This is a genomic window from uncultured Pseudoalteromonas sp. (assembly GCF_963922945.1).
Classification (GTDB): Bacteria; Pseudomonadota; Gammaproteobacteria; order Enterobacterales; family Alteromonadaceae; genus Pseudoalteromonas.
In genome coordinates, this window is record NZ_CAWUKC010000010.1 from 18,186 (window position 1) to 31,310 (window position 13,125).

The 13,125-nt window shown below is 40.8% G+C and carries 14 protein-coding genes; 9 read left to right on the forward strand and 5 right to left on the reverse strand.

What is annotated here, in order from left to right:
- The first annotated feature begins 5 nt into the window (after positions 1-5).
- Positions 6-536 (forward strand): GGDEF domain-containing protein, encoded by a 531-nt coding sequence (locus AABI99_RS03890; protein ID WP_338363524.1) that lies wholly within the window; start codon positions 6-8, stop codon positions 534-536.
- Between the two features lie 25 nt (positions 537-561).
- Here AABI99_RS03890 and AABI99_RS03895 read toward each other — a convergent pair whose 3' ends face one another.
- Together AABI99_RS03895 and AABI99_RS03900 are read right to left on the reverse strand one after the other, a co-directional pair.
- Positions 562-1,347 carry a hypothetical protein gene (locus AABI99_RS03895; RefSeq protein WP_338363526.1) on the reverse strand — a complete coding sequence of 262 codons (786 nt, stop codon included), beginning with the start codon at positions 1,345-1,347 and terminating at the stop codon, positions 562-564.
- Positions 1,348-1,500: 153 nt separating this feature from the next.
- Positions 1,501-1,920, reverse strand: a complete 420-nt coding sequence (locus tag AABI99_RS03900; protein ID WP_338363528.1) for a VOC family protein — start codon at positions 1,918-1,920, stop codon at positions 1,501-1,503.
- 236 nt (positions 1,921-2,156) lie between these two features.
- Here AABI99_RS03900 and AABI99_RS03905 point away from each other — a divergent pair, with 236 nt between their 5' ends.
- The 3 genes from AABI99_RS03905 (at position 2,157) to AABI99_RS03915 (ending at position 5,152) form a co-directional block, all read left to right on the forward strand.
- Positions 2,157-2,462: a hypothetical protein gene (locus AABI99_RS03905; protein WP_338363616.1), complete on the forward strand. Its 306-nt coding sequence runs from the start codon at positions 2,157-2,159 to the stop codon at positions 2,460-2,462.
- Positions 2,459-2,833 (forward strand): hypothetical protein, encoded by a 375-nt coding sequence (locus AABI99_RS03910; RefSeq protein WP_338363530.1) that lies wholly within the window; start codon positions 2,459-2,461, stop codon positions 2,831-2,833. The genes AABI99_RS03905 and AABI99_RS03910 overlap by 4 nt, the downstream gene beginning before the upstream one ends.
- 129 nt (positions 2,834-2,962) lie before the next feature.
- A complete protein-coding gene (locus AABI99_RS03915; protein WP_338363532.1) occupies positions 2,963-5,152 on the forward strand; it encodes a fasciclin domain-containing protein in 2,190 nt (729 codons plus the stop codon).
- Between the two features lie 41 nt (positions 5,153-5,193).
- Here AABI99_RS03915 and AABI99_RS03920 read toward each other — a convergent pair whose 3' ends face one another.
- Together AABI99_RS03920 and AABI99_RS03925 are read right to left on the reverse strand one after the other, a co-directional pair.
- A complete protein-coding gene (locus AABI99_RS03920; RefSeq protein ID WP_338363534.1) occupies positions 5,194-6,039 on the reverse strand; it encodes a sterol desaturase family protein in 846 nt (281 codons plus the stop codon).
- Positions 6,036-6,482, reverse strand: a complete 447-nt coding sequence (locus AABI99_RS03925; RefSeq protein ID WP_338363535.1) for an SRPBCC family protein — start codon at positions 6,480-6,482, stop codon at positions 6,036-6,038. The genes AABI99_RS03920 and AABI99_RS03925 overlap by 4 nt, the downstream gene beginning before the upstream one ends.
- Before the next feature lie 97 nt (positions 6,483-6,579).
- Between AABI99_RS03925 and AABI99_RS03930 the strand changes: the two genes are divergently transcribed.
- From AABI99_RS03930 to AABI99_RS03945, 4 genes are all read left to right on the forward strand, one after another.
- On the forward strand, positions 6,580-7,575 hold the full coding sequence (locus tag AABI99_RS03930) for an AraC family transcriptional regulator ligand-binding domain-containing protein (protein WP_338363537.1): 996 nt from the start codon (positions 6,580-6,582) through the stop codon (positions 7,573-7,575).
- A 129-nt stretch (positions 7,576-7,704) separates the two neighbouring features.
- Positions 7,705-8,439 (forward strand): transporter substrate-binding domain-containing protein, encoded by a 735-nt coding sequence (locus AABI99_RS03935; RefSeq protein WP_338363618.1) that lies wholly within the window; start codon positions 7,705-7,707, stop codon positions 8,437-8,439.
- A gap of 46 nt (positions 8,440-8,485) precedes the next feature.
- Positions 8,486-9,436, forward strand: coding sequence for an alpha/beta hydrolase (locus AABI99_RS03940; RefSeq protein ID WP_338363539.1), 951 nt, complete (start codon positions 8,486-8,488; stop codon positions 9,434-9,436).
- Positions 9,437-9,563: 127 nt separating this feature from the next.
- The gene (locus AABI99_RS03945; protein WP_338363541.1) at positions 9,564-10,652 is read left to right on the forward strand and encodes a polysaccharide lyase family 7 protein; all 1,089 of its coding nucleotides are present in this window, start codon (positions 9,564-9,566) and stop codon (positions 10,650-10,652) included.
- Here the strand turns inward: AABI99_RS03945 and AABI99_RS03950 are convergent.
- Positions 10,642-11,046 (reverse strand): NUDIX hydrolase, encoded by a 405-nt coding sequence (locus AABI99_RS03950; RefSeq protein ID WP_338363542.1) that lies wholly within the window; start codon positions 11,044-11,046, stop codon positions 10,642-10,644. The two genes, AABI99_RS03945 and AABI99_RS03950, sit on opposite strands and share 11 nt — an antisense overlap.
- 185 nt (positions 11,047-11,231) lie before the next feature.
- Between AABI99_RS03950 and AABI99_RS03955 the strand changes: the two genes are divergently transcribed.
- The gene (locus tag AABI99_RS03955) at positions 11,232-13,115 is read left to right on the forward strand and encodes a propionyl-CoA synthetase (protein WP_338363545.1); all 1,884 of its coding nucleotides are present in this window, start codon (positions 11,232-11,234) and stop codon (positions 13,113-13,115) included.
- Positions 13,116-13,125 lie beyond the last annotated feature (10 nt).

Here is a 13,125-nt window from a genome sequence, read left to right on the forward strand (position 1 = left end):
GCCGAATGCGAATAGCACAAAAACGCGCCGAGACAGAAGCCGACTTTGACCATTTGTGTGGTATTTTAAATCGCAGGGGGTGGGCTAAAAAATCATCGCAACTTATAGGTATGCACGCTAAAAAAGGCGGTGTATTGTGCTTGATGTATATCGATTTAGATGATTTTAAACAAATAAACGACACTTATGGCCATGCCGCAGGAGATGACGCTTTATGCAAAGTAGCCAGCAGCTTAAAAGATAATGTACGCAGCAGTGATGCTGTTGGGCGCCTAGGTGGCGATGAATTTGTAGTGCTTGCTCATTTTTATACAAAAGCGCAGGTAAATCCAAAAACTCATCATATAAAAACCGTCTTAAATAGGCTGACTATCAATCATAACAACAACCCTATAGCCATTAAAGCCAGTATGGGTACTACCGTATTTAGTGATCCGCCCCACTCGATTGATGAAATTTTAAAAGCTGGCGACACTGCCATGTACCATGAAAAGTTACAACGTAAAGTAAAACCACTCACATTAGTAGATGGCTAAATTTAAGTGATGCTACTTATTACTATTAAACCGTAACCGGTTGAGCAAACTGTTTACGGTTTACATAGTGACTTGTAATAATGGTAAATAAAGTTGAACAGGCTGCCGCAACTGCATATACCTGCCAAATAGCTATATCAAACTTAACTGCAAAAGCAATTACAACAAAAAATACGCAACCACCTAACGAGCCAATAATGCCACCGTTAAGTACTTTATACGCTGAGTACTTTTTCTCACTAGCATGCGCAATACTGCCCATAACCGCCAAAATTACTGGAAAAGTTGAAAGCAACCCACTCCACATAGCACCTATATTTGCCGATAAAAACGTAACCAACACAATAAAACTACTCACCATGAGTATTTTTACCGGTAACTCCCAAGCAGCGGTAAAAGGTTTGGCGTCGGGTGCAAATTGTAACTTGCTAGATGCCAGCGCCAAAACAGCTAAAACGCTAAGTGAAATAACACATGCTAGTGCAATATTAATAGGTAACAACAAGGTAAATGCACTAAAAGCGCACCATAATGTTAATGCAGCAAACAGCGCTTTAACCACCCCATATTTTGCAAGCATGGCAGCATAACAAAAACAAAATAAGCCAATACCACTCATACCATACAGCGATGCCACAGCCGAATTGCTCGCGAATAACTTCCCTTGCTCAAGCGCAATAAAATACGAAATAGGGCCTGACGTAATAGGTAAACCCGGAATAATTCCGCTCACAAAACTGCCAAAGCGTTTTTGAGCATAATGAATTAATAATAAGAGTAATGGCGCAATCGTCAGTTTTAAAAGCAACATAAACAACCATAAAGTATGAGGTTTACTGATTAGTCTACGTTTTAAATCTCTGGCTGTAGAGTGAATAAATATCACTCATACAGTTTAATTTTTTTCACCTATAGGTACAAAAAAGGCCACTATAGAAGTGGCCTACTGTTTAATAAATATTGCTTACGCTTTTTTAAATAAAACCTCTGGGTTTACCATGGTTTTCATTTCAAGCACATTGCCGTTTGGGTCTTCAATAAAAAAGGTTTCTTGTTCAAACTCATCATCAACAAAACGACGATACGGCTTGTCTAAATATTCAAGGCCAGCCTCTTCTATTCGCTGTTTTAAATCGTTAAATTCGCTTTCAGATAAATGAATACCAAAATGAGGGACTGCCACCGCTCCCATATCTACATCGTGACGCACAGTAGGTAAACGCTCTTCGCTTTGGTGTAATGTAAGCTCGTTACCCCAAAAGTCTATGTCTACCCAGCGGCCTTCTTCGCTATTGCCTGTTTTGCAGCCAAGCACATCACAGTAAAACGTTTTAGCTACTTTTAAATCGCCAGCGGGTATAGCCAAATGCAAACAGTTAGACATAAATTACCTTTAATCTTATATTTTTGTGTATTAATAACCTTCATTATACATAAAAAATAATTTATAAAACATTAACAACAATGTTTAAGCATAGTTAATCCACCTGAAAACTCTTCATTTATGCTTTGATAGTCCTATTAAAGTTAAAAGGGTTACTTTAAAATACGCGCGCTATGATTAAATTCTTATTTTTAAAGTTCATCACCTTTTTTTTAGGCTTTGTCGCCTGCTTTGCCATGCACACTACGTTTGCATTGCCCTTGGTTATTTCTGCGGCATTAACAGGTCTTATAGGCACATTTATTCCTTTTCCTGCGAGTTATAAAAATCACCCGTATGCTGCAATTTATGCTGGCAGCTTTGCCGGTATGTGCTCCAAGTCATTAATCACAAGTTATTGGGAAATAGCCATTATTTCTATTATTGGCGCCAGCTTATATACACTTACCCTGAATATGTTTACAGGTTTTGGCGGTAAGCTTGGCAGTGTAGCCTTTGCAAGTGTGGCTATTTTTATATTGGCTAAGGGAATGGTTTTATGAATTTACAATACCCGTTCATAGCTCTATTGGGGGCATTTTTAACATTTTATTTAGCTAAGCATAATCGCTTTGACGGCATACGCGCCTCAGCGTCACTTTCTATCATTGCTTATTTACTATTAAGCGCTTTAAACATAAACCCTGATTTATACTCAATTATATTTTTTGGAGGCACGTTTATAGGTATGAGCGCCCCTCATAGGTTTGGTATTTATACCGTGGCCAGCTCATCTATTTTGTTTTCGTTTTTATTTGAATACTTAGTACCAAAACTCGATGGCTATGGCGGTGCGTTAGGAGTCAGTGCATTTTTATCTGTATGTATTTGCCATATGTGTATTTTATTGGGCGCGCCAAGAAGTAAAAAATAATTATTAATTCATCTCAATATTAAAAAACCTCACTCGTTCAAAAAACAGCCACCCACCTTTGATCCCTTATAAAAAATAGCCCGTGCTCTATCTAAATGTTAAATAAACATCACACAAAAGGACCAGGTTATGAATAAGCTATTAAAGGTATGTTTTATTACGTTCCCCTTGATACTACTTCAAGGGTGTAGCAATGATGACGATGACAATACACAGGCGCAAGTTGAACCACAAACATCCTCGACCATCGTTGATGTTGCTAAAGGAGATGGCAATTTTGCAACATTAGTTGCAGCCTTAGAAGCGACCGGCTTAGATGAAACGCTTTCTGATACGAATCAAGAATTTACTGTTTTTGCCCCAACAGATGATGCCTTTGCACTCCTCGGTGATGAAACAATAAACAACCTACTAGCAGACACTGATACATTAAGCTCAATCCTAACCTACCATGTGATTTCGGGAGCCGTTGACGCTGAAACCGCAATTGGCCTATCAGGGACAACTGTAGATACAGTGAACGGCGGAAAAGTTGCGCTATCTTTAAATGGTGACAATTTACTAATAAACACGAGTACAGTAACCACGACAGACATTGAAACAGACAATGGCATCATTCATGTAATCGATGCGGTATTGATGCCTATTAAATCTCCAGAGGCAGCTCCAACGGCAAATATTATAGAAACAGCCAGCCAAGCGGGTGATTTTACGACTTTACTTGCGGCATTAGATGCAGCAAACTTAACATCAGCATTGAGCGATGAGTCTAGCGAGTTTACTGTTTTTGCCCCCACCGATGCAGCATTTGAAGCTATTGGTAGCAAAATGGTAAACACACTTTTAGCAAACCCAGATGTGTTAGCAGATGTGTTAAAACAGCACGTTTTATCAGGGGCGGTAGATTCGGTAACCGCTATGTCACTCAATGGTCAGTCAGCAGAAACGTTATTAGGAAACTCATTACCCATTACCATTAACACCGAAACAGATATGCTTATGTTTGGTGGTGCCAATATTGTGGTTAAGGATATAGCAACCACCAACGGAGTGATTCATGTAATAGACTCGGTCATTGTAGCTGATGTAACACTGCCTGAAAGCTTTGGCACTATTGCCGACGTTGCCAGCGACAATGGTAATTTTGACACATTACTTGCTGCATTAGGTGCAACTGGTTTAGATACGTTAATTGCAGATCCTACCAATACTTTTACGGTATTTGCTCCTACCGATGACGCTTTTGCAGCGCTTGGGCAAGACACCATTGATGCGTTACTTGCAGACACTGATACCCTTCGCAATATTTTACTCTACCATGTCATAGCTGATGCAAGTGTTTTGTCTGACGCTGCAGTAACTATAGCAAACAGCGAAGACAACAAAGTTGAAATGGCAAATGGCGATATGGCAGCCCTTTCATATGTAGATAGCGCATTATTCATCAACGACTCGGCAGTGACCACAGCTAATGTAACAGCTGATAATGGTGTAATTCATGTGCTCAACAAGGTAATTATGCCGCCAACTGAAGTAGGCACACCTACAAAAACAATTGCCACCGTTGCCACTGAAACCGACGCTCTTTCAACATTAGTTACCGCATTACAAGCGGCTGACTTGGTTGATACCTTCAACGACACAACCAAAACATTCACTGTATTTGCACCGACAAATGCCGCTTTTAATAAAATTCCAACCGACACATTAAACGCGCTACTAGCAGATAAAAACGCATTAACAGCAGTTTTAACTCAACACGTATTAGGCGCTCAAGTAGGCAGTACGAATGCATTTGCAGCGAATGGTAAAATGGTCACCACCCTTGCCGAAAATATGCTAAGTGTGAATATTGTCGATTTTACTAACACCACAAACACTGAAACAGACAGTGTTGCATACGATGCCGACAATGCGCGTTTAGTAACAGGCATGGCAGATACCACACCGGGTAAAACAGTTTACGTTTTCGACAACGACTTAGGCGAGTCGATGAGTGTATGCGAAGATACCTGTGCAACAACGTGGCCACCAGTGCTTGGCAACGCTGATTCCATCGAAAACATCCCAGGTTTATCACTTATTGCTCGCTCAGATAGCACTATGCAGGTAGCGTACCTAGGCCGTCCACTGTATACCTACTCTGGTGATACTGCCCCTGGTGATGAAAACGGCCAAAGTGTTGGCAATACTTGGTGGCAGGTGAGTTTACCGGCAACTTCATTACAAGTTGCAGGAAGCAATGTAATAACCACCGATATATACACAAGTAATGGCGTAGTCCATTTAATTGATACGGTTATTACTACTGCACAATAATTTCTTTCCTTAGACAAAAAGTTAAGAGTGGATAACCGCTCTTAACTTTTATATTTCACGCTATTATCATTCTTATTTTGCGCGCTAGTTGGGTAACCAAACAAAACTTTTAACTTAGCTTTTAGTCCTTTAGTTACGTAAGTTAGCCTAATTAAGTACCGCCATTGATGAAAAGTAATCGTGATTGGATTATTACTATTTAACTGCCCTACTATGCCATATTTGCAGGGCTGATTTTTATCCTCCTCTACAAAGGTGCCAAACAGCTTATCCCAAATAATAAGGACGCCGGCAAAGTTTTTATCGAGGTAGTCTTGATTTATTGCATGATGAACCCGGTGGTGCGACGGCGTATTAAATACACATTCAAACCAGCCTAATTTACCGACTATTTGTGTATGCACAAAAAATTGATACGCCAAATTAAGGGCCACTACGCTAAATACGGTTAAAGGGTCAAAGCCAAGCAGTATCATAGGCAGCCAAAATACCCACATGCCGGCTACTGGGTACATTATGCTTTGCCTAAATGCCGTAGTGAAATTCATTTTAGTGGAGCTGTGGTGCACCACATGGGCCGCCCACAACCAATGAATATGGTGCGATGCACGATGAAACCAATAGTACAAAAAATCTTGTAGCAAAAATGCAAAAGCAATACTCACAGCGCTTAAGTTTATATCAAAGAAGCGGTATTCATACAGCCAATAAAAAAATGGCATTAGCAATAATAGGGCAAGCGCGTCTGCACCTTGATGAAGAAGCGCTAATATGGTATTTGCTAGGCTGTCTTTTATATCGTAGTAACGTTTAAATTTCACAAACTCAACGCATACAAACACCAGAAATAGTGGGCTTAGAGCAAGTAAAATAATTTCTGAGTTCATACTTTGCTTGCCATAAAGTAATGCTGCAGTTTAATTAATGCCTGGATTATATCTTTACTAATTAGGTGTTTTAGCAAAGCATTTGGCAGCCACCACGGCGCTTTACAGCGTATACAATAAGTAAGCTCGGTAGTGCTGCTTTTAGCGCCTGCATTAGCAACTAAATAAATATCACCTTGATGGTGTGCCACAGGCTTATCACCGATTATTTGATAGCAAATATGCCCTGGATTAGCCATGACTATGCGCTCATTAAACGTAGCATTTGCCATTTTCACTTGCCTAATGGCGCCTTTACCGCCTTTTAGCTCACCACTATTTTGTGTTTGTATTAGCTCAAACTTGGCATTAAAAAAACGATCTAACTGCTGATGATCCAACAAGGTGGTTATTATTTGCAAAGGTTCTGCATTAAGCGTTTGTTTTATTGATATAAAGATCATTGCTTACAGCGAAGATAATTACTCATGTAACTAGCATATAAAAATTGAACATGGCAAGCTTGCTCATACACGACCATTTTTTAGCTTTAGACGACAAATGCACACACTGGCTGATCATTACTTTTCGAGTATTTTAGATTACTTGCAAACCCAAGATATTGATTCTAATACAGCGCTTGAAGCAATCGGGTTCACTGAATATAGTCACCAGCATACAAAGCAATTTGCACCCCGAATTAGTTTACAAAGTTACAATGCGCTGCTTGTGTATGGTCAAAAAGCGCTAAACGATGCGCTGTTTGGTTTTACTTTAGGTATGCACATTCGCCCCGCAGATTACGGTATATTGGGCTATTTAATAGAATCGAGCGATACCCTAAGTAGTGCTATAGAGGCACTGTTAAATTATGACAGCTTAGTGGCAGATATTGGTAAAGCGCAGTTTTTGCAAACTGCAGACAAAGCTGCGGTGCGCTGGCATGCTCATCCGCATTGTAATGAGCATGTTGTATTACGAAACATGACGGCCTGGGTAAGCGTTATTCGCCAGTTAATAAACGCATCGCTTTGCCCAAGCAGTATCAGCTTTATACATAATTGGCCTAAAAGGCACACACAACAGTTAGAGGCGTGGTTTAAGTGCCCCGTTATAAGCGGCGCAGCACACAACCAAATAAATTTTCCGAGCAGTTTTTTAAGGCTTGCCTTTAAAACCGACAACGCCATTGTAAATGCTACATTTAAGCAGCTTTCACAACAGCAGCTATCGCAATTTAAAAGCCAGCGGTGCCTTACAGAAAAAGTTAAGCAGTTGCTTATTGCCAAACCAAGCTTGCAAAACTGTCAGCTTATTAGTGTGGCAAGCGCTTTAAACGTAACACCACGCACGCTACAGCGGCATTTAAAAAAGCAACATGTAACTTTTGCGCAATTACTCGAGCAAGAAAGAAAAAACCGCTCCCACACGTTAATTGGCATGCTCCCGCTTAGCGAACTCGCTAACCTGTTAGGCTTTAAAGATCAGAGCTCGTTTAATCGCGCTTTTTTACGATGGCACAATTGCACACCCACACAATTTTTAAAACGTAAATGAACCGTTGTATTATTCACATTAAATAAACATTTATGGTATACCTTTTAAACAACACTCTTTAAACTAGAGCGCATAATAATTAAAAAATAGGCTAAATTTGTGCGTATAGTATTAAGTATTTGTGTTTTTATGCTTTATAGCGCCATGTGCAACGCACAGACCATTACCTTTGTAGCTGAAGATCTACCACCTTATCATTTTATAAATCAAAACAATGAACCCGATGGCGCATTAGTCGATTTAGCCAAAGCCACCCTTAAAAACACAAAACTAACCGCCAAGTTTGAAATAATTCCCATGGCGCGAATTTTTAGCTTACTCAAAAGCAATCCAAATGCAGTAGCCCTTTCGTTGTTAAAAACCCCAATAAGAGCAAAACAGTTTACCTGGTTAGGTGAGTCTTACTTTGCTGATGCTTACCTAGTCAGCCTAAAAAGCCACACTGACGAGGTAAGCCACCTCAACCACGCAAAATTTTACCAAGTAGCTACAATACGCGGCTATTCAAGTGCCACATATTTAAAAAATGCGGGCTTTGTAGAAGGTAAAAATCTAGTTCTTGTAAGCTACTATCAACAGCTATGGCAAATGCTTTATAAAAAACGTATCGACTTTGTACTAACCAACACACTTACGCTAAACAATGAATTAAAACAATCAGGCCTAAACCCAGATTTAATAACTAAGCGGATTCATTTAAGCGGCTACCCTTCAAAATTGTATTTTGGCGCTAATATAAATATAGATAAAGACAGCGCGAGCACCATCACTCAAGCACTTAACACCCTAAAAGAAACCGGCGAATACCAAGCTATTTTACAAAAGTGGCAACTGCCCTTACCAAGTACTGCCAACAAGTTGTAATAAATAGGGGTTATAATTTTAGCAACGCAAACACTGCTACTTTGCTATGCGATCTATCACAACCCCTCAGGGTATAAAACTCAGTTACCAAGACGAAGGCGATAAAAAAGCACCCGCAATCATACTTATTATGGGTTTAGGCGCCCAAATGACCGTGTGGCCCGACTCGCTTTACTACACCTTAGTAAAAAAAGGCTTTAGGGTTATACGCTTTGATAACCGCGACACGGGCCTTTCTACCTACTTAGAGCATCACCCTAGCCCGAGTTTATTTAAATCATGGTTAAGTAAACGCCTGCCCATACGTGCGCAAACGCCCTATTTACTTGATGATATGGCAAACGATGTATTAGCGCTTATGGCGGCGCTAAAAATAAAAAAAGCGCATTTTGTTGGTGCTTCTATGGGCGGTATGATTGCTCAACTCATTGCAGCTCAGCATAAAAAAAAGGTGCTCAGTTTAACCACAATTATGTCAAGTTCAAGCTTGCCCCGCCTTAGTGCAAAAAGCATTGGCGTATTTATAAAGCTCGCCAAATTAAAGCCCAAAACCGCCAACCTTGATGAGGCTATAAATTACAATATTAAATTAAATCAACTTATTGGCAGCCCCGCCTACCCGCAATCAGAAGATGCACTGCGGCATCATGCAACCCAAATGGTAACACGCTCACACAATCCAGATGGGTATAAACGTCAACTTGTTGCCATGGCCGCAAGCAAAAACAGGCAACATTTAATTCGTAAAATTAAAACGCCCACATTAGTAATTCATGGCAGCGATGATGTGGTAATCCCCGTCAGTGCTGGTAAAAAAACGGCAAGCCTAATAAAAAAAGCCAAGTTAAGAGTAGTCCCGGGGATGGGCCATAATTTTGCACCAGAGCTAATGCCCCTTATGACAAAGTGGATAGTTAAGCATGTAAAAAAGGCGCAGCGTAAACACCTTAATAAAAAACGCAAAAAACAACAGCAACAAAAAACCACATTGGTATAACCAAAAAACACTTAAAAAATTATACAAACAAAAAAATTGGTAATATTGATATTTAAAATTGGTATGTTAGATTAAAGTTAAGCGACGTTAATATCGTTTATTTTAAAATCATCACACAGAGACAACAATGAAAAATCTAACATCTACTTTTAAACTCACAGCACTGGCTGCTATTACCCCTTTGCTATTTATGGGCTGTGCTAGCACAAACACACTTGTTGATAGTAATGTCGTAGTACCTGCGTCAAAATTTGATTTATCACAATGGAAAATTAACGTACCTGTCGATCTTAATAACGATGGAAAAATAGATACAATTGACGTCGAAGAAATTCAAACTTACGCTCACCCTGATTTTTTCTATCTTGATGATCAAGGCTATATGGTATTTACCTCGCCAAATAAGGCACTTACCAGCGCCAACTCTACTAATACCCGCAGTGAGTTGAGACAAATGATCCGCGGCACAAATACCAAAATAAAAACTAAAAATTCAAAAAATAACTTTGCCTTAGCCGTGCATCCGCTATCGGAGCGTTTTGGCTCGGTAGGCGGAAAAATGGAAGCCACACTCAAAGTTGATCATGTAGCACTTCGTGCAAACGATCCGAGTAAAAAAGCCGCATATTCTGTGGTGGTTGGGCAAATTCATGCAGGTAAAGATCAAGCCTTAATCGACACAAAACTGGGTTTTGGCTGGGGCAACGAACCGCTTAAAATTTATTACAAAAAATGGCCTGGGCATAAAACCGGATCAGTATTTTGGAACTACGAACGTAACTTACCAAAAAAAGATCCTAACCGTACCGACATTACTTACCCTGTTTGGGGTAACACCTGGGAAAACCCAGACGATCCCGGTGTGGCGGGCATAGCGCTTGGTGAAGACTTTAGCTACACAGTAAACGTGCATAAAAACATGATGTACTTAACCTTTAGCGCCCAAGGAAAAAAAGACGTTAACTACGCTATAAACTTAGGTAATAACGTAGATGCCTATGGCGAAGTAGATGAAAAAGATCACCCTAATGGCTATGCTGCCGATTGGCACTACTTTAAAGCGGGTGCGTATAACCAATGTAGCACCAAAAGCGCTAAAGGTATTTGGTACCCAGGTTGTTTAGGCACGGGCGATTGGGCAACCGACAAACAAAATGGTGATTACGCCCAAGTGAGTTTTAAAAAGCTAGTGCTAAGTCCATCAACTAAGCCATAAGCGTTGTTGTAGTTAAGTAGTTTTTAAGTGATGTAAACAGTGGCGAGGGCAAATTATTAATATCGCACCAACGCCACTGCATACATTTATCAGGCTCGTTTAGTACAGGCTCACCGCCCTCGTAATCGGCTTTTACGTATAAAGTAATGTAGTGTTTATTGTCAGCGCTAAAAATATCATTAGTAAAATCAAGCTTAGTAATTTTACTTACGTTTAACCCCGTTTCTTCTAATACCTCACGTATTGCGCACTGCTCTAAACTTTCGCCAAACTCTAAATGTCCGCCAGGCGTTGCCCATGTATTTGCACCATGCGACCCTATTCGCTCACCTAATAAAATAGTGTTTTGGCGCATTATAATAACCGCAACCCCTACTCTTACTACGTTACTCATATTGTGTTTTCTCTTATTTTAATTGCTCGCCATGCTGAGCCACACGCTTTGTATTGTCAATTTTGTATTTTAAACATCCAAAGTGTTGATTAACTTTTAGCCGACCATAGTCGAATACCTATCGGTTAAAAAAAAGCCTACCTTTTGTAAGGTCTCTCACACACATTTAGTATTAGGAGCCCATTATGTTAGGCCCATATAAACAACAATACGAAAACTTTAAACAAAATCCTGCACAATTTTGGCTTGAGCAAGCAAAGCGCATACCTTGGTATAAAAAGCCCGAAAACGCCTACTCACAAGACACTGACGGCCTTTACCATTGGTTTGATGACGGCCAACTAAATACTTGTTTTTTAGCGCTCGATCAACACATTATTGCAGGCTTTGGCGAGCAAACCGCGCTTATTTACGACTCCCCCGTTACCAACACACAACAAACCTATAACTACCTTGAGTTACAGCAAGAAGTTGCTAAATTTGCTGGCGTTATGCAATCACTCGGTATTCAAAAAGGCGATCGCGTGGTCATCTACATGCCTATGATCCCTCAAGCTGTCATAGGCATGCTCGCCTGTGCTCGATTAGGCGCTATACACTCTGTGGTATTTGGTGGTTTTGCCGCTCATGAACTTGCCGTACGTATAGACGACGCTAAACCTAAACTTATCCTCAGTGCTTCATGTGGTGTAGAGGTAGATAGTGTCATAGAATATAAACCACTGATTGATCATGCTATAGATCTTGCCAATCATAAAATAGATCACTGTATTATTTACCAGCGTGAACAAACAGCTGCCACGCTTATCCCCACAAGAGATATTAATTGGGATGAGGCAATGCAAACAGCCATTGCCGTAGACCCCGTACCGGTGAGTGGCAGTGACCCACTTTATATTTTGTATACCTCTGGCACCACAGGTACGCCCAAAGGCGTAGTGCGCGAAAACGGCGGCCATGGCGTTGCGATGCACTACAGTATGGAAACCGTTTATGGCATGAAACCCGGCGAGGTATTCTGGGCAGCCTCAGACATAGGCTGGGTAGTTGGGCATTCATACATAGTGTATGCCCCGCTAATTTATCGCTGTACAACCGTGTTGTTTGAAGGCAAACCAGTGCGCACACCTGATGCCAGTACATTTTGGCGCGTAGTAGAACAATACCAAGTCAATGCATTATTTACAGCACCCACTGCCTTTAGAGCCATCAAAAAAGAAGACCCAGACGCCGAGGGCTTTAAACAATACAACACGAGTAGTTTAAAACGCATATTTTTAGCAGGCGAGCGACTCGACCCACCAACGTACAATTGGCTAAAAGAAAAAACTAACTTGCCAATACTCGATCATTGGTGGCAAACAGAAACCGGCTGGGCCATAGCCTGCAACCCCGTAGGCATAGAAGAATTAGTAACAAAACCTGGCAGCTCTACCGTGCCAACCCCAGGGTTTGATGTGCAAATATTGAATATGCAAGGCGAGCAATGCGCACCAAACGAGCAAGGCGTAGTAGCTATAAAATTGCCGCTACCGCCTGGCTGCTTACCCACCATTTGGCAAAATACAGCACGCTTTAAAGCCGGTTACTTATCCGAATATCCAGGCTATTACTTATCAGGTGATGGTGGCTATATAGATGACGATGGCTATCTTTTTATTATGGGCCGCACCGATGATGTAATAAACGTAGCGGGTCATCGGCTTTCAACCGGCGAAATGGAAGAAATAGTCGCCTCGCACCCCGCCGTTGCTGAGTGTGCCGTGTTTGGCGTTACTGATAGTCTAAAAGGCCAACTACCGATGGCCATGATTGTACTTAAAAACGACTTTACCGGCTCCCCTACCGATGTAGAGCAAGCGCTTGTGCAAACAGTACGCAACCAAATAGGCGCTATAGCCTGCCTTAAAACAATAGTCAGCGTAGAGCGATTACCAAAAACACGTTCAGGTAAAATACTACGTAAAAATTTGCGCCAATTAGTCGATGGCGATGAACTACAAATACCATCCACCATAGACGATGCCGGTATTTTTGACGAAATAAATCAACAGCTCACCCTGCGTTAAATCCAACCTA

Excerpts from the sequence above, each read along its gene's own strand:
- AABI99_RS03925 (WP_338363535.1), bottom strand. The coding sequence starts at position 6,482 with ATGATCTTTATATCAATAAAACAAACGCTTAATGCAGAACCTTTGCAA.
- AABI99_RS03930 (WP_338363537.1), top strand. The coding sequence starts at position 6,580 with ATGCACACACTGGCTGATCATTACTTTTCGAGTATTTTAGATTACTTG.
- AABI99_RS03920 (WP_338363534.1), bottom strand. The coding sequence starts at position 6,039 with ATGAACTCAGAAATTATTTTACTTGCTCTAAGCCCACTATTTCTGGTG.
- AABI99_RS03890 (WP_338363524.1), top strand. The coding sequence starts at position 6 with ATGCGAATAGCACAAAAACGCGCCGAGACAGAAGCCGACTTTGACCAT.
- AABI99_RS03940 (WP_338363539.1), top strand. The coding sequence starts at position 8,486 with ATGCGATCTATCACAACCCCTCAGGGTATAAAACTCAGTTACCAAGAC.
- AABI99_RS03905 (WP_338363616.1), top strand. The coding sequence starts at position 2,157 with ATGCACACTACGTTTGCATTGCCCTTGGTTATTTCTGCGGCATTAACA.
- AABI99_RS03900 (WP_338363528.1), bottom strand. The coding sequence starts at position 1,920 with ATGTCTAACTGTTTGCATTTGGCTATACCCGCTGGCGATTTAAAAGTA.
- AABI99_RS03950 (WP_338363542.1), bottom strand. The coding sequence starts at position 11,046 with ATGAGTAACGTAGTAAGAGTAGGGGTTGCGGTTATTATAATGCGCCAA.
- AABI99_RS03910 (WP_338363530.1), top strand. The coding sequence starts at position 2,459 with ATGAATTTACAATACCCGTTCATAGCTCTATTGGGGGCATTTTTAACA.
- AABI99_RS03895 (WP_338363526.1), bottom strand. The coding sequence starts at position 1,347 with ATGTTGCTTTTAAAACTGACGATTGCGCCATTACTCTTATTATTAATT.
- AABI99_RS03935 (WP_338363618.1), top strand. The coding sequence starts at position 7,705 with ATGCTTTATAGCGCCATGTGCAACGCACAGACCATTACCTTTGTAGCT.
- AABI99_RS03945 (WP_338363541.1), top strand. The coding sequence starts at position 9,564 with ATGAAAAATCTAACATCTACTTTTAAACTCACAGCACTGGCTGCTATT.
- AABI99_RS03915 (WP_338363532.1), top strand. The coding sequence starts at position 2,963 with ATGAATAAGCTATTAAAGGTATGTTTTATTACGTTCCCCTTGATACTA.
- AABI99_RS03955 (WP_338363545.1), top strand. The coding sequence starts at position 11,232 with ATGTTAGGCCCATATAAACAACAATACGAAAACTTTAAACAAAATCCT.